We start from the raw sequence: 18,848 nt of genomic DNA on the forward strand, positions 1-18,848 counted from the left end.
TCAGGTGGCCGTACCGATGCGGTCGAGCACGATGGTCCTCTCGACCGACGTGTCAGAGATCTCGACAGCCCCTGCGCCGTCGCACGCCTCGGCGAGCGCCGCCATGCCGCGCGGCATGCGACCCTCGGTCTCGGTGTGCAGCGTCATGATGACGTCGCCCTTGGCGACCTTCTCGCCCAGCGTGCGGTGGAGGGTGACGCCCGCCGATGCCTGGACCGGGTCCTCCTTGCGCGCGCGCCCGGCGCCCAGGCGCCACGCGGCGACGCCCACGCCGAGCGCGTCAAGGCGGGTGATGACGCCATCGGCCTCGGCGCGCACCTCTTCGATGTGCGGAGCAGTCGGCATGGTCGCATCCGGGTCGCCGCCCTGAGCGGAGATCATGCGGCGCCACGCGTCCATTGCGCGACCGTCCTTCAGCGCCTCGGCAGGATCGACGCCGGTGACGCCGGCGCCCGCGAGCATCTCGCGCGCGAGCGCGACCGTGAGTTCGACGACGTCCTGAGGTCCGCCTCCGGCAAGCACCTCGACCGACTCCGTCACCTCGAGGCCGTTGCCGATCGTCAAGCCCAGCGGGGTCGACATGTCGGTGATCAGCGCGGAGGTGACGACCCCCGCATCGGTCCCCAGCTCGACCATGGTGCGTGCGAGCTCGCGTGCCTGCTCGATGTCCTTCATGAAGGCGCCCGAGCCCACCTTGACGTCGAGCACCAGGGTGCCGGTGCCTTCGGCAATCTTCTTGGACATGATCGAGGTGGCGATCAGCGGAATCGCCTCGACGGTGCCCGTCACGTCGCGCAGCGCGTACAGCTTCTTGTCTGCCGGCGCGAGCCCGGAGCCTGCGGCGCAGATCACGGCGCCCACGTCGCGCAGCTGACGGTGCATCTGCTCGTTGGAGATCGAAGCCTGCCACCCGGGGATCGACTCGAGCTTGTCGAGGGTGCCTCCGGTGTGGCCGAGGCCGCGGCCCGAGAGCTGCGGAACCGCAACGCCGTACGCGGCGACCAGCGGGGCCAGCGGGAGGGTGATCTTGTCCCCCACGCCACCGGTCGAGTGCTTGTCCGCTGTGGGCTTGCCCAGGTCGGAGAAGTCCAGGCGATCACCTGTGGCGATCATCGCCGCCGTCCAGCGCGCGATCTCCTCGCGGCCCATGCCGCGCTGCAGGATCGCCATCGCCAGCGAGCTCATCTGCTCGTCCGCGACCACGCCCCTGGTGTAGGCGTCGACCACCCAGTCGATCTGGTCGTCGCTCAGGGTGCCTCCGTCGCGCTTGACGCGGATCACGTCGACTGCATCGTGTCTCTCAGTCATGACACCCTTCCCAGGTCGTCGGGCCCGAACGCGCCGGGCAGAAAGTCGTTCATGGTCATGACGCCGTCGGCCGTGTCGACCAGCAGCGTGCGCCCCCCGTGCTCGAAGAGCAGCTGGCGGCATCGGCCGCAGGGGGCGAGCAGGCTGCCGTGGGCGTCCACGCAGGTGAACGCCACCAGGCGGCCGCCAGCGTGGTCGGTGTGGAGCTTCGAGACCAGCGCACACTCGGCGCACAGCGTGAGTCCATAGCTGGCGTTCTCGACGTTGGCCCCCACGACCACCTCGCCGGAGTCCGTGAGCGCGGCAGCGCCCACCGGGAAGTGCGAGTACGGCACGTAGGCACGCGCGGAGACTTCTCGCGCCGCCGCCCGCAGGGACTCCCAGTCGAAGTCGGGCATGGGCCCTCCTACTTCTTGTACGGCGTGCCCTCGGCGGCCGGTGGGCGCGCATGGCCCACGAGGCCGGCGACGGCAAGAATGGTCGCGAGGTACGGCGTCATCGCGAGGAACTGGGACGGGATGTCGGAGCCGATGATGCCCAGCTGGACCCGCAGAGCGTCCGCGAAGCCGAAGAGCAGCGCCGCGGCGAGCGCACCCTTGGGGTTCCAGCGGCCCAGGATCATGGCGGCGAGCGCGATATATCCCTTGCCTGCGGTCATCTCCTTGCCGAACGCCAGGCCGGACGCCACCGTGAAGAATGCGCCGCCGAGACCCGCGACGGCGCCGCCGAGCACGGTGTTGCGGATGCGCGTCCGGTTCACCTTGATGCCCACAGTGTCCGCCGCCTTGGGGTGCTCGCCGACCGAGCGCACGCGCAGGCCCCAGCGAGACCGGAACAGCATGATCTGCAGGACGATCACGACCACGTACATGATGTACACCAGCAGGTTCTGGTTGAACAGCACCGGTCCCAGCACGGGGATGCCGGAGAGGATCGGGATGTCGATCCGCGGCAGGCCGAGGGCCTGGTTGAGGTCGGGGTTATCCGTCATGACCGTGCTGAAGAAGAAGCTCGTGAGCCCCACCACCAGCAGGTTGAGCACCACGCCCACGACGATCTGGTTGACCCAGTACTTGGTGGCGAAGATGGCCAGCAGCAGGCCCACCAGCGCGCCTGCGATGGGCGCCGCGATGAGGCCCACATACGCGTTGCCCGCCATAGAACCGACCAGCGCCGCGAGGAAGGCGCCTGCGAGCAGTTGTCCTTCGATCGCGATGTTGATGATGCCCGAGCGTTCGCACAGGGTGCCGGCCAGCGCACCGAACACGAGCGGCACCGCCAGGAACAGCGCGCTCGTCAGCAGTCCGGTGAGCTGGATCGTGGTGTTGTCACGGCCCGCGCCCGCCCACGTGAGGAGAGCGCCCATGACGGCCATGCCGAACACGATCGGCAACCACAGTCCCACCTTGCGGTACTGGTTCGCGCGGTACGCGGTCCAGCCGGCGAGCAGGAGGGCGATGATCGAGAACGACACCGCAGCGAGCTTCGCAGGCAGCGTGAGGCTGGGAAGGGTCACGAAGTCCGAGTTGGTCGCGATGACGAAGTTCGTCTGCGAGCCCGCCTGCGTGGTGAGTCCGAAGATGAGCAGCGACAGCAGGGCGACGACGCCGAGGCCGATCGACGAGCGCCACGACTTGGTGCGAGGCCGTGGTGCCGTGTCTGCGGCTGGCTGCTGGGGAGTGGGGGCTCCGACCGTCGTGGTGGTCATGCCGCCACCTCCTTCTCGTTCGCAGGTGCCGGCAGGCGGAAGATCGATCTCACGAGCGGCGGCGCCGCGATGAAGAGCACGATCAGCGCCTGAATGACGAACACGATGTCAACGGGGAGGCCCGCCTGCACCTGCAGCGTGGGCCCGGCGGCGCGCAGGCCACCGAACAGGATCGCCGCCATCACCGTGCCGAGCGGGCGAGAACGCCCGAGCAGCGCCACCGTGATCGCATCGAATCCGATTGATCCGGCGGTCGCAGTCGTCAGCACCTTCTCCGTGCCGAGCACCTGTGCGGAGCCCGCGAGGCCCGCCAGCGCACCCGCGATCACCATGACGAAGATGTAGCTCTTCGCCACGCTCATACCCGCGGTTCGGGCCGCGCGGGGGTTTGAGCCCGCAGCACGGAATTCGAAGCCAAGCGTGGAGCGCTCCATCAGCCACCACACGCCGAAGGCGCAGGCGATGGCCAGCAGGAACCCGAGGTGGAGGTTGAACTGGCTGCCCAAGATCAGCGGGTACTGCGCGGCATCGGCAACTTCGGGCGAGATCGGATTGTTGCTGCCGGGGCGCTGGAAGGCCTCCAAGGTCAGCAGCCACGCCACGAGGTTGAGACCGATGTAGTTGAGCATGATCGTGACGATCACCTCGTGAGCGCCGGTCCGGGCCTTGAGGAAGCCAGGGATGAAGCCCCAGACGGCGCCGCCGATCGCGCAGCCGATGACCGCGACCAGCAGGTGCAGGACCCACGGCAGGTCCCAGGCGAAGCCGATGTAGGCACCCAGGGCTGCGCCGATGAGGAGCTGACCCTGAGCGCCGATGTTGAACAGGCCTGCGCGGAACCCGATGCCGAGGCCGAGTCCCGCGAAGATCAGGGGGGTCGCCATGGTGAGCGTCTGCGTGAAGGGTCGGATGAAGCCCACGAAGGTCTCGGACGAGGGGTTCACCACCGCGCCCTGGAACATCGCGGTGTAGGCGGACACGAGCGCCGCGCCCATCGCAGAGAAGGTGTCCCCAGGGCGGGAGAAGAAGTAGACCGCGGCCTCGCGGACGTCCTCGTCGGCGAACATCACCAGCAGGCCGCCGATCGCGAGCGACGCGACGACGGCCATCACGACCACGAGCGTCGAGCTCTCGAGGATCCCGCGCAGCACTCCCCGCACGCGGTCGTCGCCGGGCCCGTCCTTGGGATCCGCCGGCTTCTCAGTCACACTCGTGTCGCTCACGCGGCCTCCTCCTTGCTGTGGGCACCGGCCATCATGAGGCCGAGCGTGTCGCGGTCCGTGTCGGGAGCCACGATGTCGACGACCTTGCCGTGGTACATCACGGCGATGCGGTCCGCGAGCGCGTACACCTCGTCGAGCTCGGAGCTCACGATGATGACGGCGACGCCCTTGTCTCGCTCCTCGATGATGCGCTTGTGAACGAATTCGATCGAGCCGACGTCGAGACCTCGTGTGGGCTGCGATGCGATCAGCACCTTGAGCTCGCGCGCGAGCTCGCGCGCCAGCACCACCTTCTGCTGGTTCCCGCCCGAAAGCGCTCCGGTGAGTGCCTGCGTCGACGTGGTGCGCACATCGAACTTCTCGACCTGCTCCTCGGCGTGCGTGCGCACCACCTGGGGGTCGATGGCACCGCGGCGCGAGTACGGCTCACGGTCGTACAGGTCGAGAATCAGGTTGTTGGCGACGGTGAAGTCTGCGACCACGCCGTCTTCGGTGCGGTCCTCGGGCACGAAGCCGATTCCTGCATCGAGGTTCTGGCGGATCGACCTGCCGGACAGCACATTCCCGTCCAGGATGATCTGGCCATGGGCAGTGGGAAGCAGCCCGAGGATCGCCTCGGCGAGCTCCGTCTGGCCGTTGCCCTGCACTCCTGCGACCGCGAGGATCTCGCCCGCTCGGACCTCGAGCGAGACGTCGTCCACGTGGGTGACGCCGCTCGCCTCGTTGACCACCGTGACGTTCTCGACCCGCAGCACGGGCTCGCCGGGATCGGCAGCACCCTTGTCGACCGTCATCGACACGTCGCGACCGACCATGAGCGACGCGAGCTCCTCCTGGGAGGCGCTCGGCTCAGCGGTGCCGACGACCTTGCCACGGCGAATCACGGTGATGGTGTCGGCGACGGCCTTCACCTCGCGGAGCTTGTGGGTGATGAGCACCACGGCGGTCCCCGAGTCGCGCAGCTGGCGCACGATCTCGAGGAGCTCGTCGGTCTCTTGCGGCGTCAGCACGGCAGTGGGCTCATCGAGGATGAGCACCTCGGCATCGCGCGACAGCGCCTTGATGATCTCGACGCGCTGCTGCGCGCCGACCGAGAGGTTCTCGACCAGCGCATCGGGGTCGATGTCGAAGCCGAACCGATCGGACAGTTCGCGCACCTTGTCGCGCGCGGCGCCCACGTCGAGAAGCTTCGCGGGTCCCTTGACCTGCTCATGTCCAAGCATCACGTTCTCTGCCACGGAGAACACCGGCACGAGCATGAAGTGCTGGTGCACCATGCCGATCCCGGCCGCCATGGCGTCGCCTGGGCCCACGAAGGTGACTGCGTCGTCGTCCATGAGGATCTCGCCTGCATCGGCGTCGTAGAGGCCGAACAGCACGTTCATCAACGTGGACTTGCCCGCGCCGTTCTCACCGAGGAGTGCATGAATGGTGCCGGGCTCGACCACCAGATCAATCGCATCGTTCGCGGTGAAGTCACCGAACTTCTTGGTGATCCCGCGGAGCTCAAGTTTCACGCCGTTGTCCTCCTCAGCCCTCGCCGCTGACGCGGCCGTTCAAGTCAAGCACGAGGGGCGTGCCGCGTCCACGCGGCACGCCCCTCGCCCTAGGTGGGGGAATCTTACCCCCGGAACTGCTGCTAACCGGCCGCCGAAGGCTCGATCTCGCCGGCGATGATGCCAGCGCGGATCTCTTCAAGGGCCGCGAGGGTCTCGTCGTCGACGGTGCCCTCGGCGAAGTCGGCGATGCCGACTCCCTCGTTCTCGAGTGTGCCCACGTACGGGTCGGTCGAGAAGCCCTCGAGTGAGGTCTCGATGGTGTCGTAGACCGCGTTCGAGATCTGCTTGAGCACCGACGTGAACATGATGTCGGCGTACTCAGGCGCCGATTCGGTCCAGTCAGAGTCGACGCCGATCATCCACGCGTCGCCGGCGGACTGAATGGCGGATGCCGCGCCCAGTCCGACGGGGCCGGCCACGGGCATCACGATGTCCGCGCCCTGGTCCAAGAAGCCCTGCGTGATGTTCTGACCAGCAGGAGCGTCCTCGAAGTTGCCCACGAAGGACGCTCCGGAGTCGCCCCATCCGAGCACCGCGACGTCGCCGCCGGTCTCTTCGTTGAAGTAGTTGGCACCCGAGAGGAAGCCGTCCATGAAGATCGTGACCGACGGGATCTCGAGCCCGCCGAACGTGCCGAGAGTGCCGGTCGTGGAGGCCGAAGCGGCCGCGTAGCCCGCGAGGAACGACGCCTCGTCCGTCTCGAAGGTGATCGGCTTGATGTTCGGGGCGTCGATCTCGCCGTCGAAGTCGTTGTCCGCGAGGTCGTCGATGATCGCGAAGTTGACGTCGGGGTTCGCGAGCGCCGCTTCCACCGTGGCTCCGCTGAGCAGGAAGCCGACGGTGATGATCAGGTCGCAGCCCTCGTCGACCTGCGCCTGCAGGTTGGGCCCGTAGTCGCTCTCAGCGGTCGACTCGGCCTCTGCAGTCTCGATGCCGAGCTCCTCGCTCGCGCGCACCAGACCGTCGTACGCGGACTCGTTGAAGGAGGCGTCGTCGAAGCCGCCCTGGTCGGAGACCATGCAGGCCTTGTAGTCGACGGTCTCGACGGGGGCCTCGGTCTCGGTGCCGCCGGCAGTGTCGGACGAGGCGGGCTCGTCCTCCGGCGCGGATGCGCACGCGGCGAGAACGAGTGCCGAGGCTGCCGCGATGGCGCCGAAGCGAATCGTGTTCTTCATGAGTGAATCCCTCACATTGTTCGTGCCTGTTGGATACGCCAGGCTGGTGCGTTGCCCACCATGCTACGCAGGAATTGTTTCGCAAAACGGTGCGCAGTGTTGCGACACGACAACGAATCGGTATCGATGGCCCGAACGGACGCCCGGATCGAGCGCCAGCGCTTACACCTGGAAGGACACGTCCTTGACGCGCTGCGCCGCGTCGCGCCGCGTCACCAGGATCGCCTCATCCGTCTCGACCACGACGGCATCGGGAATCCCCACCACCGCGACCGGCTTGGAGCCACCGACGATCAGCGCGCCTTCGGAGTCGACCAGCGACACTGCGGCGTCGCGGCCGATCCGGATCGCGCCATCGGCGTCAGGCGTCAGCAGCTCGGCAAGAGAGGCGAAGTCGCCCACGTCGTGCCAGGCGAACGGTCCCGGCACCATCGCGACCCCGCCCTCGGCCGCCACGGGTTCGGCGATGGCGTAGTCGATCGCGATGCGCGTGAGGGTGGGCCACACGCGAGCCAGGACCTCTGCTCGCGACGGGCCGTCCCACGCGGCGGCGATCTCCCGCACCCCCGACTCCAACGTGGGGTGCAGCCGGGCGAGATGCCCCAACAGCACGGAGGTGGACACGACGAACATGCCCGCGTTCCACGATGAGGTGCCTTCCGCGATGAACTGTGCGGCCGTCTGCGCATCGGGCTTCTCGGTGAACGCCTCGACCGCGAAGGCACCTGGCGCATCGGCAAGCGGCGCCCCGGCGCGGATGTAGCCGAAGGCCGTCGACGGCAACGTCGGTGCGATCCCGATGGTGACGACCCGTCCGGTGCGAGCAGCGTCGACGGCCGTACGGACCGCGGCGCGGAACGCCTGGGCATCGGGGATCACGTGGTCGGCGGCGAACGATCCCATGATCCGCTCGCCCATGCGCTCCTCGATCAGCGCGGCCGCAAGCGCGATGGCGGCCATCGAGTCGCGCGGACTGGGTTCGGCGACGATGCACTCCGCCGCAAGGTCCGGCAGCTGGCCGGCGACCGCATCGGCATGTCGCTCGCCCGTCACCACGTAGACAGCCTCGCTGAGAGGCTCCAGTCGCGCGATCGTGTCCTGGATCAGGGTGGCGCCCGTGCCCAGCAGGTCGATGAGGAACTTGGGCCGGTCGGGGCGGGACAGCGGCCACAGCCGTGAGCCCACTCCGCCCGCCGGCACCACCGAGACGAGGTCGTGGACCGAGCTGTCCTGGCTGGCACCGAGCATCATGGTGACCACCTTAGAATGTGACGACCGGAATATTGCCACTCAAAGGAGAAGCCGTGTCCCCCGCGCCCACCCTCTATCGCGGCCGAGAAGGCATGTGGATGTGGCTCGTGCACCGCACAACAGGCGTCGCGATCTTCTTCTTCCTGCTGATCCACGTGTTGGACACGTCTCTGGTGCGCGTCTCGCCCGAGGCCTACAACGAGGTCATCGGCGCGTACAAGACGCCCATCTACGGACTCATCGAGGCCGGCCTGGTCGCCGCCATCGTGCTGCACGCCTTCAACGGCCTGCGCATCATCGCCGTGGACCGCTGGACCTGGGCGCTGCGCCACCAGCGCATGCTCGTGTGGGTCGTGTGGGGCATCTTCGTCGTCATGATGGCCGCGTTCCTGCCGCGCCACCTCGGCCACGTGTTCGGGGGCGCATGATGACTGCCCCGGAGCTCACCGAGCCCAAGAAGCCCATGAACCGCCGCACCGTCGGCAATGCCGAGAAGTGGGGCTGGATCTTTCAGCGGGCGTCCGGCGTGATCCTGATCGTGCTGATCTTCACCCACTTGTTCATCAATCTGATGACCGGCGACGGCGTGAACCAGATCGACTTCGCCTTCGTGGCCGGAAAGTGGGCAGCACCGCTGTGGAAGTGGTGGGACTTCACCATGCTGGTGCTCGCCATGGTGCACGGCACCAACGGCATGCGGATGATCGTCAACGACTACGCCCGCCGCCCGTTCGTGCGGCAGACGCTGCAGTGGGCGCTCAACATTTCGATGGTGGTGATCATCGTGCTCGGCACGCTCGTGATCTTCACCTTCGACCCGTGCCCCACGGGAACGGACACTGAACTTCTGAACGTCGAGCTGTGCAGGGAGCTGGGAAGACTATGACCGAGCACGAATACGACGTCGTGATCGTCGGCGCCGGTGGCGCCGGCATGCGCGCCGCGCTGGAGAGCTCCCAGCGTGCCCGCACGGCGGTGCTGACCAAGCTGTACCCCACGCGTTCCCACACGGGCGCCGCGCAGGGGGGCATGGCGGCGGCGCTTGCCAACGTCGAGGACGACAACGCCGAATGGCACACGTTCGACACGATCAAGGGCGGCGACTATCTGGTCGACCAGGACGCCGCCGAGATCCTGTGCAACGAGGCCATCGACGCGGTGCTCGACCTCGAGAAGATGGGCCTGCCGTTCAACCGGACCACCGCAGGCAAGGTGGACCAGCGCCGCTTCGGCGGCCACACCCGCAACCACGGCGAGGCCGCCGTCCGTCGCGCGTGCTACGCCGCGGACCGCACCGGCCACATGATCCTGCAGACGCTCTACCAGCAGTGCATCAAGCAGAACGTGGAGTTCTACAACGAGTTCTACGTCCTGGACATGATCCTCGACGGCGACCCGCAGACCGCGGCCGACGGCGAGGAGATCTCCGTCGCGGGCGTCGTGGCGTACGAGCTGTCGACCGGTCAGATCCACACGTTCCGCGCCAAGTCCGTGGTGTTCGCCACCGGCGGCGCCGGCAAGGTCTTCAAGACCACCTCGAACGCCCACACGCTGACTGGCGACGGCATGGGCATCGCGCTGCGCGCGGGCCTGCCTCTCGAGGACATGGAGTTCTTCCAGTTCCACCCGACGGGCCTCGCCGGCCTGGGCATCCTGCTGTCCGAGGCCGCGCGCGGCGAGGGCGGCATCCTGCGCAATTCGGAGGGCGAGCGCTTCATGGAGCGCTACGCCCCCACGATCAAGGACCTCGCGCCGCGCGACATGGTGGCGCGGGCGATGGCCAACGAGGTGCGCGAGGGCCGCGGTGCGGGCCCCAACAAGGACTACGTGCTGCTGGACCTCACGCACCTCGAGCCCAAGCACATCGACGAGAAGCTGCCGGACATCACCGAGTTCGCGCGCACGTACCTGGGCGTCGAGCCGTACACCGAGCCCGTGCCGGTCTTCCCCACCGCCCACTACGCGATGGGCGGCATCCCCACCAACGTGAACGCAGAGGTGCTGCGCAACAACACCGACGTCGTCAAGGGCCTGTACGCCGCAGGCGAGTGTGCCTGCGTCTCTGTCCACGGTGCCAACCGCCTGGGCACCAACTCGCTGCTGGACATCAACGTGTTCGGCAAGCGCGCCGGTATCGCCGCCGCGGAGTACGCCCTCACCGCCACCGCTCCTGAGCTCCCGGCCGATGCGCCGGCGTTCGTCACCGCCCTCGTCGCCAAGCTGCGGGAGACGGTGGGCGGAGAAGGCACCGAGCGCGTCGCCCAGATCCGCAAGGAGCTGCAGGAGACGATGGACATGAACGTCCAGGTCTTCCGCACTGAGGAGTCGCTGGCCGAGGCCGCCGCGCTCGTCACGCAGCTCAAGGAGCGCTACACCTCGATCGCCATCCACGACCGCGGTCAACGCTTCAACACGGACCTCCTCGAGGCGGTCGAGCTGGGCTTCCTGCTCGAGCTCGCCGAGGTCGTCATCGCGGGAGCGGCTGGCCGCAAGGAGAGCCGCGGCGGTCACTACCGCGAGGACTTCCCCACGCGAGACGACGAGAACTACCTCCACCACACCATGGCGTACGCGCGTCCCGACGGCATCGACCTGCAATGGAAGCCCGTCGTGATCACCAAGTACCAGCCCATGGAACGTAAGTACTGAGCCGGGAGGCGCGACGATGACTGCCACTGCCGAGAAGACCGACTCCACCAGCGAGGTGGGCGCCGTCCCCACCTTCACCGTCACGCTGAGGATCCTGCGCCACGACCCGGAGGGCCTCGACGGCCGCGAGGCTGGCGCCGAGTACTGGGAGGAGTTCACGGTCGAGGCGTTCGCCACCGACCGCGTGCTCGACGCGCTGCACACCATCAAGTGGGAGCAGGACGGCTCGCTCGCGTTCCGGCGCTCGTGCGCGCACGGCGTGTGCGGCTCCGACGCGATGCGCATCAACGCCAAGAACCGGCTCGCATGCAAGACGCTGCTGAAGGACCTCAACCCCTCACGTCCCATCACCGTCGAGCCCATCAAGGGCCTGCCGGTGGAGAAGGACCTGATCGTGGACATGGAGCCGTTCTTCGCCTCCTACCGCGAGATCATGCCGTTCCTCATGACCACAGGCCCCACGCCCGAGCGTGAGCGCCTGCAGTCCCCCGAGGAGCGCGCGCGGTTCGATGACACCACCAAGTGCATCATGTGCGCCGCGTGCACCACCGCGTGCCCGGTGTTCTGGACCGATGGCCAGTACTTCGGCCCGCAGGCGATCGTGGGCGCCCACCGGTTCATCTTCGACTCGCGCGACGAGGGTGAGTGGGACCGGCTCGAAGTGCTGAACGACAAGGCCGGCGTGTGGAAGTGCCGGACCGCGTTCAACTGCACCGAGGCATGCCCGCGCGGCATCGAGGTCACCAAGGCCATCTCCGAGGTGAAGAAGGCGCTGACCTCGGGCGAGGTGTAGAGCCGCGTACTCCGGGCTACTCCTTGCCCGCGCAGTCGAAGTCGAGGATGCCGCGGCCCTCGCCGCCGCATTCCCAGCCGAAGTCTTCGTACCCGGACCCGACGGGCGACTCGTAGTAGAGGTCGTCACACGCCGCCATGTCCCCTGCCTCGCACTCATCCCAGAGTCCGTCGAGGAAGGGATCGTCCCCATACGTGGCCTCGGAGGTGACCTCGGTGCCGATCTCATCCCAGAAGGTGCTCGCGCCCGCGATGCCCCAGGTGATCACGCCGGACCAGATGATGGTCCCGATGAGCCCCAGGATCACGCCGGCCCACGCCATGCCGGTGCCCTTGCGCCGACCATCCGCGGTCCGCCGCAGTCCGAAGGCTCCCAGCACGGTCGCGACCACGCCCAGCCCGAGGATGCCCGTGACGAGCGCGGCGATCGAGGGCCCATCCGTTCCCGGACTGGTCGCCGGGGCCGAGCCGTACCCCGGTGCCCCCTGCGGAGCGGGGGCGTACTGCGGAGTGGTCGGGGCCGCCCCGGAGAATCCGGGAGCGACCTGCGGCACGGGTGCGTACCCCGGAGCGGCGTATCCGCCGTCCGGGGCGGCGGGCGCCGAATCCGGCTGCCATCGACCTCGCTGTGGCGGGGGCGAGGCGAAGGGGTCGTCGGTGCTCACAGAGGGTCCTCTCGTGGATGCCGGCGATGGCTGCGCCGGATGCTACGAGGGACGTTAGCGCATCGGCCCTAGGACGTGCGGATCGTGGACTTGCGCGTCGTGACGCCGCCGTGAGACTGGCGCGGCTGAGACTCGGCCACGTCGGACTCGATCTCAGGGTCCACGCGCTGCACGTCCCGATTGGTACCCAGCCATGCGGACGCGAGCAGCAGGATCCTGGCGATGAAGTCGACGAAGATCAGCAGGGACACGATAGCGATGGCCGAGCCGAGCACCGCGTTCTCGCTCAGCGAGCCCACCACCAGCGAGAACGCCTGGCGCAGGATGCCGATGGCGATCGCAGCCGCGAAGAGCGCCCACAGCAGCGGCGCGCGCGGCCCCTTGTACCGTCCGAGCACCACGATCGCGAGCGCAGCGAACGCCATGTCGAGCAGGACGCCGATCGCGATCGCAGGACCGCGGATGATGCCCTCCGAGATCCACTCCACCGAGAACCATCCGGCCATGACCTCCGCGAACTGGGAGGCGATGACCTGCAGCACCACCCCGAGCACCACCACGATGATCAGTGAGAACAGTGCGATGAAGTCGCGCAGCTTGCCCTCCGCGGGCGGGGCCGCCTCCTTGCCGAGCATGGTCCTGACGCCCACGCGCATTCCGCGCAGGTACCGCGTGGCGGTGTTGAACAGGATCAGGAAGCTCACGAGTCCCACGACCCCGGAGATGGTCTGGGGCTCGAGCGACGAGGGGTCCACGAGGTCGGTGGAGTCGTCGCCGATGATGCCGGGGATCGACTCGTCGAGGAACGTGTAGAACCTCTCGTTCCACTCGGAGTTGCGGCTGATGAAGTAGCTGGCCAGCGTCACGCCGATCACGAGCGCCGCCGCGATGGACGTGATCGAGAAGTAGGCGATGCCCCCGGCAAGGATCATGCCGTTGCCGTCGTTGACGCGCTCGAGCATGCGGCCCGCGTGGGTGCGGTCGAACCGCTCCTTCAGCGACGCGCCCCGTTTGACCGCGACCTTGCCCTTGTCCACGAGACTGGCATCCTTGGCTTCGCGCCGCTCCTGATCCCTACGGTAGACCGTGGTGTGCTGGAAGGCGGAGTCTGCGGCGTGACGGTGCGGTCCGTGGGCGGCCGATGCGGGGGCTGGGTCGTCCTGAGTCGCCCCGTGGTCCTCGCGTTCGGCCATCGCCCTACCTCCCGTGCATCGGGGCCAGCAGACCCACCTTGTCGTACAGCCGCTCGAGGGTGGGACGCGCGATGGCTGTCGCCCGCGCGGCGCCCTCCTCCAGCACTGAGTCCAACCTGTCGGGGGACTCGATCCATTCCATCGCTGCATCGTGGAACGGGGTGAGGAACTCCACCACCACCTCCGCGAGGTCAGACTTGAGGTGGCCGTACATCTTGCCCTCGTAGTCCGCGACGAGCTGGTCGACGCTGCGACCGTCGATCGCGGAGTAGATCGTCAAGAGGTTCGAGACGCCGGGCTTGGCCTCGCGGTCGAACGCGATCACGTCGCCAGTGTCGGTCACAGCGGACCGGATGTTCTTGGCCACCTTCTTGGGGTCGTCGAGAACCTCGATGGTGCCCTTGGGGCTGACCGCCGACTTCGACATCTTCTTGGTCGGCTCCTGCAGGTCATAGATCTTCGCCGTCTCCTTGACAATGTGCGGCTCCGGCACCACGACGGTGCCCTCGCCGAACCTCGCGTTGAGACGCTGAGCGAGGTCGCGCGACAACTCGAGGTGCTGGCGCTGGTCCTCGCCCACCGGCACCACGTTCGTGTCGTACAGCAGGATGTCCGCGGCCATCAGCACCGGGTACGTGAAGAGGCCCACATTGGTCCCCGACTCCCCCACCTTCGCGGACTTGTCCTTGAACTGCGTCATCCGGCCCGCTTCGCCGAAGCCGGTGAAGGTGCTCAGCAGCCATGCGAGCTCTGCGTGCTCCGGCACGTGGGACTGGCAGAAGATGATCGACGTCGCGGGGTCCACTCCCCCGGCGAGGAACTGTGCAGCCGTGCGCCGCGTCCGCGCGCGAAGCACCTCTGGTTCCGGGGTCACCGTGAGTGCATGCAGGTCCACCACGCCGTAGATCGCGTCGTGAGTGTCCTGCAGCTTCACCCACTGGACGAGTGCTCCCAGGTAGTTGCCGAGCTGGAGGGAGTCTGAAGTGGGCTGCATCGCCGAGAACACGCGAGGTTTCATGGGCCCATTGTTCCGTACCCGGACGCCCGCTCCCAACCCCGCCCGCGCATCGGCCGCGCGCGACGCCGTCGTCAGGTGGCGTCGGCGTCGAACGGAGCGGGCTGGCCCGCGACCAGCGGTGCCGGCGGCGCGGACGAGCGCACCGGCCCTGGCGCAGGCTCATAGAGGGCCTCGCGAACGATCCTGCGCGGGTCGTACTGACGCGGGTCGAGCTTGTCCCAGTCGACGTCGTCACCGACCTCGGCCTTGAGCTGGGCGCGGCCCTTGTCCACCGCGGACCGCACCCCCACGACCCACTCGCGCAGCTGACGTGCATACTCAGGCATGCGTTCGGGGCCGACCACCACGATGGCGATCAGGGTGAGGACGAGGAGCTCGCCGCCGTTGATCCCGAACATGGGGCCTAGTCTTCCGGCTCTGGCTCCTGTTCGCCAGTCTCGTACTCCACGGAGGAGCTCGAGTCGAGCGTCACGACGATGTCCCGGGAGGAACCGTCCCGCTGGACGGTCAGCGTCACGTCGTCGCCGACGGCCTTGGCACGGATCTGGACCACGAGCTCGTCGACCTGCGTGATGGGACGCCCATCGATCGCGGTGATGACGTCGCCTGCCTGAACGCCTGCGACCTCGGCGGGACCGCCCTCGACCACGCCGAACTCGTCATCGATCACCTTGACACCCTCGCCCGTGTACCGCTGATCGAGCTGGACGCCGATCACCGGGTAGGTCGCCACGCCGGTCTCGATGAGCTGCTCGGCGGTGCGCTGTGCCTGGTTCGACGGGATTGCGAATCCGAGGCCCACGGAGCCGGAGGTGCCGCCCGAGCCACTGGGGATCGCGGCGATCGCGGAGTTGACTCCGATGACCTCGCCCTTCGAGTTGAGGAGCGGACCGCCGGAGTTGCCGGGGTTGATGGCAGCATCCGTCTGGATGGCGTCGATGAAGGCCGTGCCGTTGGCGTCGCCCGCCGTCACGGGGCGGTGGAGCGCGGACACGATGCCGGTCGTCACGGTGCCTTCGAGGCCCAGCGGCGAGCCGACGGCGATCGTGGCGTCGCCCACCACGACGTCGGAGGAGTCGGCGAAGACCATGGGCGTGAGCCCGTCCGCGTCAACCTGCAGCACCGCGAGATCGTAGTCGGCGGTCGCGCCCACGACGTCGGCGTCGAGCTCCGAGCCGTCGGACAGAATGACGGTCACGGACTCCGCGCCGTCCACCACGTGATTGTTGGTGAGAACGTAGCCATCCTCGCGAATCACGAACCCGGAGCCCGTGGACTCGCCGGCACCACCCACCCTCGCCTCGATCGACACCACCGACGGCATCACCGACGCGGCGACGGACGCCACGGAATCAGCCGGGCGCTCGACGGCCTCGCCAGAGGCGAGCTGCATGGTCGGCGTCGACGAGCCCCACTCGTCGTAGGCCCACGCGCCACCGAACCCCGCGCCTGCGCCGATGACGAGCGCGCCGATCACGACACCGGTGACGGTGCGCTTGCGGAGGCGGCCCACGGGCGGCTTGGGCATGGGGGAGGCGGGGGGAGGGGTGTCGCCGGTCCCGCCATCGTGCGCGGGCTCCGAGGTGTACATGACGTCGTCGGCCCCCGGGGCATACGGCGACCGTTCGGCCGGCGCTGGCGCGGCGATCTCGCTCGTCGGCGCCTCCGAGCGGGACGCGGTGGCGGGAGGGGTGTCACCCTCCGTGGTGATGCCGGGGGGCGCGAAGCGGTTGTCAGTCATCGAAGCTCTCTCATCTATCCGGGGACGCGAAGGCGGTGAACTCTCGGAGGCCGGCGGCCACCCGATCGACGAAGCCAGGGTCGGACTGGGCGGGGAAGCACGCGGCGACCGATTCGAGCGTCGACAGCGCGCACGAGCAGGTCGCGGAGATCACCACGTCACCCGTCTGCCAGACCAACTGGCGAGGGTCGTCGCTCACGATGTAGGCGTAGGTGTGGCCCAGGTCGACCGCCGCGAAATGCTCGGCGAAGGCGGACGACAACCGTCCGTGCTGCTCGGTGATGACGATGGGCTCGAGGTTCGCGAGGATCGTCGCGACGAAGATGTTCTCGCCGGTGGCGGAACGCATCACCGCGCCCTCCACCGGGGTGAGGCCGGTGGCCTCCCAGTCCGGGTGCACCCAGGAGCGCAGCGCGTCGCCGCCTCGCATGCTTCTGGCCTCCACGTAGGTGACCTCCCCGCCTGCCGCCAAGGTCCCGGTGGCCGTTCCTGCGGGCTCAGCGAACTCGAGGGACACCTCATCGGGGGCGCCGGCGAGGTACGCCGCGCCCACGCCCGCAGTCATCGCGACCACCATGATGACCGCAGCGAGGATCGGTCGGCGGTCGCGGGGGCGCGCCGCTCGGGCCTGGTGACGGGACTCGCCCTTCGCGATCTCCGCCATGCGGTCACGGTCCAGCAGTTGCTGCGCGAAGGACATATCGATGCCGGCGGAGGAGGTCTGCAGCGCCTCGCGTGCGAGGCGGAGGTCGTCCCAGCGCATGCGACAGTCAGGGCACGCGTCGAGGTGGCTCATCGCCTGCGCCGCGCGGGCAGCGCTCAGTCGATTGTCGAGAAGGTCGTGTACGTCGTCGCCGAGGTGCTGGTCACTCACACGCCACCTCGCACCGGCGCGCGGTGAGCCAAAGACTCACGGAGCTTCGCACGGGCGCGAGACAGTCGGGAGCGGACAGTGCCCATCTTGATGCCGAGGGTGGCGGCGATCTCCTCGTACGACAGTCCCTCGATATCGCTCAGCACGACGGCGGCCCGGTACTCAGGCTGCAGATCGGAGAGCGCGGCGACGATGTCATCGCCGAGGTGGGACATGTCGAACGCGTCCTCCGGCTGGCCCGAGCGCTCGTGGCGATCGAAGCTGGCGGAGGTGGGGACGGCGGCATCGTCATCGGCCATGAAGTCGAACCGGATGCGCTTCTTGCGTCGCACGCGGTCCAAGAACAGGTTGGTGGTGATGCGGTGCAGCCAGCCCTCGAACGTGCCCGGCTTGTACTGCGACAGCGAGTTGAACACGCGGATGAAGACATCCTGCGTGAGGTCCTCGGCGTCGTGCTGGTTGCCGGTGAGGTGATAGGCGAGCCGGTAGACCCGGCCAGAGTGCTCCTCGACGATGCGTTCCCAGGTCAGTTCAGGGTTCGCCGTCTCGGGCGCGAAAGGGGTCGCCTCGGGCGCGACGTGCGTGTCATGCGCATCGTGCGTCATCTGCTCACCCTCTTTCACGTATCTGGCAACGGATACCGGAAGTCCTATGTTCCCACGGATCCTCCAGCGGGGCATCGGCCGGACGGCCGATGTGACGGATATCATGCGCCTAAGGAGGCGATACATGACCACGGATGCCGCGAACTGGGCGTACTGCGAGGACTTCGTCCCCGAGGACGCCGTTCTGCTCGAGGCCCGCGATACCGCGGACCAGCTGGGGTGCGTACCCGTGCACCCCGGTGCAGGACGCGTGCTGCAACTGCTGGCACGCATCTCCGGCGCGCGGTCAGCCGTCGAGATCGGCACCGGGGCCGGCGTCTCCACCACGTACATCCTCCGTGGAATGGGCGATGCGGGCGTAGTGACCACCATCGATGTCGAGCCCGAGCACCACAAGGCCGCTCGCCGCACCCTCGCGTCAGGAGGCTTCGCTCCCGAACGGGCGCGGCTGATCACCGGCCGGGCCCTCGACGTGCTCCCACGGCTCACGGACGGCGGCTACGACATGGTGCTGATCGACGCGCGCAAGGTCGAATACCCCCAGTACCTCGAGCAGTCGCTGCGGCTGCTGCGCGTGGGCGGCGTTCTCGCGATCGACAACTCACTGTGGCACGGCCGCGTTCCGGACCCCGCCCAGCGGGACGAGGAGACCACTGCGGTACGGCAGACGCTCAAGTCCGTGCGTCAGAACGAGTCGTGGGAACCCATGCTGCTGCCCAGCGGGGATGGCATGCTGGTCGCGGTCAAGCACGCGGCGTAGCCGTCGCGGCCCGATTCACCGCAGTCGAGCCTCCTGTGCCTCGTCCTGCGGGCTCGTCAGCGGTGCCGCCTAGTCCTGCGGGACAGGCAGCGCTCCTGCCAGCGCGTCGCGCAGCTGCGCGACCTCGTCAGCGTTGATCTCGACGACGAGACGGCCACCACCTTCCAGCGGCACGCGCATCACATACCCGCGACCTTCCTTCACGACCTCCATGGGGCCGTCTCCGGTACGGGGCTTCATCGCAGCCATATGTGATTCTCCTCGGGGATTTCGCTCCAGCCGCGGACTCCGCGGCACCGAGGACCATTCTACGCCGTGGCGTGGGTC

General features: G+C 68.1%; 20 protein-coding genes. 5 read left to right on the plus strand and 15 right to left on the minus strand.

Annotated elements, in window-relative coordinates; genetic code table 11:
• The 7 genes from AOP72_RS10095 to AOP72_RS10125 all read right to left on the minus strand — a co-directional run bounded on the left by AOP72_RS10095 (window position 1) and on the right by AOP72_RS10125 (window position 8,224).
• Window positions 1-1,308, minus strand: a complete 1,308-nt coding sequence (locus AOP72_RS10095; RefSeq protein ID WP_062135855.1) for a thymidine phosphorylase — start codon at window positions 1,306-1,308, stop codon at window positions 1-3.
• Window positions 1,305-1,706, minus strand: coding sequence for a cytidine deaminase (locus tag AOP72_RS10100; RefSeq protein WP_062135858.1), 402 nt, complete (start codon window positions 1,704-1,706; stop codon window positions 1,305-1,307). The genes AOP72_RS10095 and AOP72_RS10100 overlap by 4 nt, the downstream gene beginning before the upstream one ends.
• A gap of 8 nt (window positions 1,707-1,714) precedes the next feature.
• Window positions 1,715-3,016 (minus strand): ABC transporter permease, encoded by a 1,302-nt coding sequence (locus AOP72_RS10105; RefSeq protein ID WP_062135861.1) that lies wholly within the window; start codon window positions 3,014-3,016, stop codon window positions 1,715-1,717.
• Complete coding sequence (locus AOP72_RS10110) at window positions 3,013-4,239, minus strand: ABC transporter permease (protein WP_238581658.1); 1,227 nt, start codon at window positions 4,237-4,239, stop codon at window positions 3,013-3,015. Before AOP72_RS10110 ends, AOP72_RS10105 begins: the two co-directional genes overlap by 4 nt.
• A complete protein-coding gene (locus AOP72_RS10115) occupies window positions 4,236-5,756 on the minus strand; it encodes an ABC transporter ATP-binding protein (RefSeq protein ID WP_062135864.1) in 1,521 nt (506 codons plus the stop codon). The genes AOP72_RS10110 and AOP72_RS10115 overlap by 4 nt, the downstream gene beginning before the upstream one ends.
• Window positions 5,757-5,878: 122 nt before the next feature.
• Window positions 5,879-6,973, minus strand: a complete 1,095-nt coding sequence (locus AOP72_RS10120; protein WP_062135866.1) for a BMP family lipoprotein — start codon at window positions 6,971-6,973, stop codon at window positions 5,879-5,881.
• A gap of 162 nt (window positions 6,974-7,135) precedes the next feature.
• Window positions 7,136-8,224, minus strand: a complete 1,089-nt coding sequence (locus tag AOP72_RS10125; protein WP_202965658.1) for a mannose-1-phosphate guanylyltransferase — start codon at window positions 8,222-8,224, stop codon at window positions 7,136-7,138.
• A 92-nt stretch (window positions 8,225-8,316) separates the two neighbouring features.
• Here AOP72_RS10125 and sdhC point away from each other — a divergent pair, with 92 nt between their 5' ends.
• Genes sdhC through AOP72_RS10145 form a run of 4 tightly spaced genes read left to right on the plus strand, consistent with a single transcriptional unit; the run spans window position 8,317 to window position 11,666 of the window.
• Window positions 8,317-8,652, plus strand: coding sequence for a succinate dehydrogenase, cytochrome b556 subunit (gene sdhC / locus AOP72_RS10130; protein WP_062137163.1), 336 nt, complete (start codon window positions 8,317-8,319; stop codon window positions 8,650-8,652).
• Window positions 8,649-9,110 carry a succinate dehydrogenase, hydrophobic membrane anchor protein gene (gene sdhD, locus AOP72_RS10135; protein ID WP_062135869.1) on the plus strand — a complete coding sequence of 154 codons (462 nt, stop codon included), beginning with the start codon at window positions 8,649-8,651 and terminating at the stop codon, window positions 9,108-9,110. The genes sdhC and sdhD overlap by 4 nt, the downstream gene beginning before the upstream one ends.
• Window positions 9,107-10,873, plus strand: a complete 1,767-nt coding sequence (gene sdhA, locus AOP72_RS10140; RefSeq protein ID WP_062135872.1) for a succinate dehydrogenase flavoprotein subunit — start codon at window positions 9,107-9,109, stop codon at window positions 10,871-10,873. Before sdhD ends, sdhA begins: the two co-directional genes overlap by 4 nt.
• A gap of 16 nt (window positions 10,874-10,889) precedes the next feature.
• Window positions 10,890-11,666: a succinate dehydrogenase iron-sulfur subunit gene (locus AOP72_RS10145; RefSeq protein ID WP_062135875.1), complete on the plus strand. Its 777-nt coding sequence runs from the start codon at window positions 10,890-10,892 to the stop codon at window positions 11,664-11,666.
• A gap of 16 nt (window positions 11,667-11,682) precedes the next feature.
• Here the strand turns inward: AOP72_RS10145 and AOP72_RS10150 are convergent, their stop codons facing one another.
• The 7 genes from AOP72_RS10150 to sigE form a co-directional block, all read right to left on the minus strand.
• Window positions 11,683-12,330: a DUF4190 domain-containing protein gene (locus AOP72_RS10150; protein WP_062135877.1), complete on the minus strand. Its 648-nt coding sequence runs from the start codon at window positions 12,328-12,330 to the stop codon at window positions 11,683-11,685.
• 68 nt (window positions 12,331-12,398) lie between these two features.
• Window positions 12,399-13,523: a YihY/virulence factor BrkB family protein gene (locus AOP72_RS10155; protein WP_062135882.1), complete on the minus strand. Its 1,125-nt coding sequence runs from the start codon at window positions 13,521-13,523 to the stop codon at window positions 12,399-12,401.
• A gap of 4 nt (window positions 13,524-13,527) precedes the next feature.
• A complete protein-coding gene (gene trpS / locus AOP72_RS10160) occupies window positions 13,528-14,541 on the minus strand; it encodes a tryptophan--tRNA ligase (protein WP_062135885.1) in 1,014 nt (337 codons plus the stop codon).
• A gap of 71 nt (window positions 14,542-14,612) precedes the next feature.
• Window positions 14,613-14,939, minus strand: coding sequence for a twin-arginine translocase TatA/TatE family subunit (locus AOP72_RS10165; protein WP_062135888.1), 327 nt, complete (start codon window positions 14,937-14,939; stop codon window positions 14,613-14,615).
• Between the two features lie 5 nt (window positions 14,940-14,944).
• A complete protein-coding gene (locus tag AOP72_RS10170) occupies window positions 14,945-16,282 on the minus strand; it encodes a S1C family serine protease (protein ID WP_062135892.1) in 1,338 nt (445 codons plus the stop codon).
• 10 nt (window positions 16,283-16,292) lie between these two features.
• Window positions 16,293-17,156: an anti-sigma factor family protein gene (locus AOP72_RS10175; RefSeq protein ID WP_062135895.1), complete on the minus strand. Its 864-nt coding sequence runs from the start codon at window positions 17,154-17,156 to the stop codon at window positions 16,293-16,295.
• A complete protein-coding gene (gene sigE / locus AOP72_RS10180) occupies window positions 17,153-17,761 on the minus strand; it encodes an RNA polymerase sigma factor SigE (protein ID WP_062135897.1) in 609 nt (202 codons plus the stop codon). The genes AOP72_RS10175 and sigE overlap by 4 nt, the downstream gene beginning before the upstream one ends.
• A gap of 124 nt (window positions 17,762-17,885) precedes the next feature.
• On the opposite strand from sigE, the gene AOP72_RS10185 reads away from it, so the two are divergent.
• Window positions 17,886-18,521, plus strand: coding sequence for an O-methyltransferase (locus AOP72_RS10185; RefSeq protein ID WP_062135900.1), 636 nt, complete (start codon window positions 17,886-17,888; stop codon window positions 18,519-18,521).
• Window positions 18,522-18,590: 69 nt separating this feature from the next.
• Here the strand turns inward: AOP72_RS10185 and AOP72_RS10190 are convergent, their stop codons facing one another.
• Window positions 18,591-18,770: a DUF3117 domain-containing protein gene (locus AOP72_RS10190; protein WP_062135903.1), complete on the minus strand. Its 180-nt coding sequence runs from the start codon at window positions 18,768-18,770 to the stop codon at window positions 18,591-18,593.
• Window positions 18,771-18,848: the final 78 nt, after the last annotated feature.

It is taken from the genome of Demequina aestuarii (genome assembly GCF_000975095.1).
GTDB classification, from domain to species: Bacteria; Actinomycetota; Actinomycetes; order Actinomycetales; family Demequinaceae; genus Demequina; species Demequina aestuarii.

Coding starts and splice junctions, on each gene's coding strand:
- AOP72_RS10095 (WP_062135855.1), bottom strand. CDS start 1,308: ATGACTGAGAGACACGATGCAGTCGACGTGATCCGCGTCAAGCGCGAC.
- AOP72_RS10100 (WP_062135858.1), bottom strand. CDS start 1,706: ATGCCCGACTTCGACTGGGAGTCCCTGCGGGCGGCGGCGCGAGAAGTC.
- AOP72_RS10105 (WP_062135861.1), bottom strand. CDS start 3,016: ATGACCACCACGACGGTCGGAGCCCCCACTCCCCAGCAGCCAGCCGCA.
- AOP72_RS10120 (WP_062135866.1), bottom strand. CDS start 6,973: ATGAAGAACACGATTCGCTTCGGCGCCATCGCGGCAGCCTCGGCACTC.
- AOP72_RS10125 (WP_202965658.1), bottom strand. CDS start 8,224: ATGATGCTCGGTGCCAGCCAGGACAGCTCGGTCCACGACCTCGTCTCG.
- sdhC (WP_062137163.1), top strand. CDS start 8,317: ATGTGGATGTGGCTCGTGCACCGCACAACAGGCGTCGCGATCTTCTTC.
- sdhD (WP_062135869.1), top strand. CDS start 8,649: ATGATGACTGCCCCGGAGCTCACCGAGCCCAAGAAGCCCATGAACCGC.
- sdhA (WP_062135872.1), top strand. CDS start 9,107: ATGACCGAGCACGAATACGACGTCGTGATCGTCGGCGCCGGTGGCGCC.
- AOP72_RS10145 (WP_062135875.1), top strand. CDS start 10,890: ATGACTGCCACTGCCGAGAAGACCGACTCCACCAGCGAGGTGGGCGCC.
- AOP72_RS10155 (WP_062135882.1), bottom strand. CDS start 13,523: ATGGCCGAACGCGAGGACCACGGGGCGACTCAGGACGACCCAGCCCCC.
- trpS (WP_062135885.1), bottom strand. CDS start 14,541: ATGAAACCTCGCGTGTTCTCGGCGATGCAGCCCACTTCAGACTCCCTC.
- AOP72_RS10165 (WP_062135888.1), bottom strand. CDS start 14,939: ATGTTCGGGATCAACGGCGGCGAGCTCCTCGTCCTCACCCTGATCGCC.
- AOP72_RS10170 (WP_062135892.1), bottom strand. CDS start 16,282: ATGACTGACAACCGCTTCGCGCCCCCCGGCATCACCACGGAGGGTGAC.
- sigE (WP_062135897.1), bottom strand. CDS start 17,761: ATGACGCACGATGCGCATGACACGCACGTCGCGCCCGAGGCGACCCCT.
- AOP72_RS10185 (WP_062135900.1), top strand. CDS start 17,886: ATGACCACGGATGCCGCGAACTGGGCGTACTGCGAGGACTTCGTCCCC.
- AOP72_RS10190 (WP_062135903.1), bottom strand. CDS start 18,770: ATGGCTGCGATGAAGCCCCGTACCGGAGACGGCCCCATGGAGGTCGTG.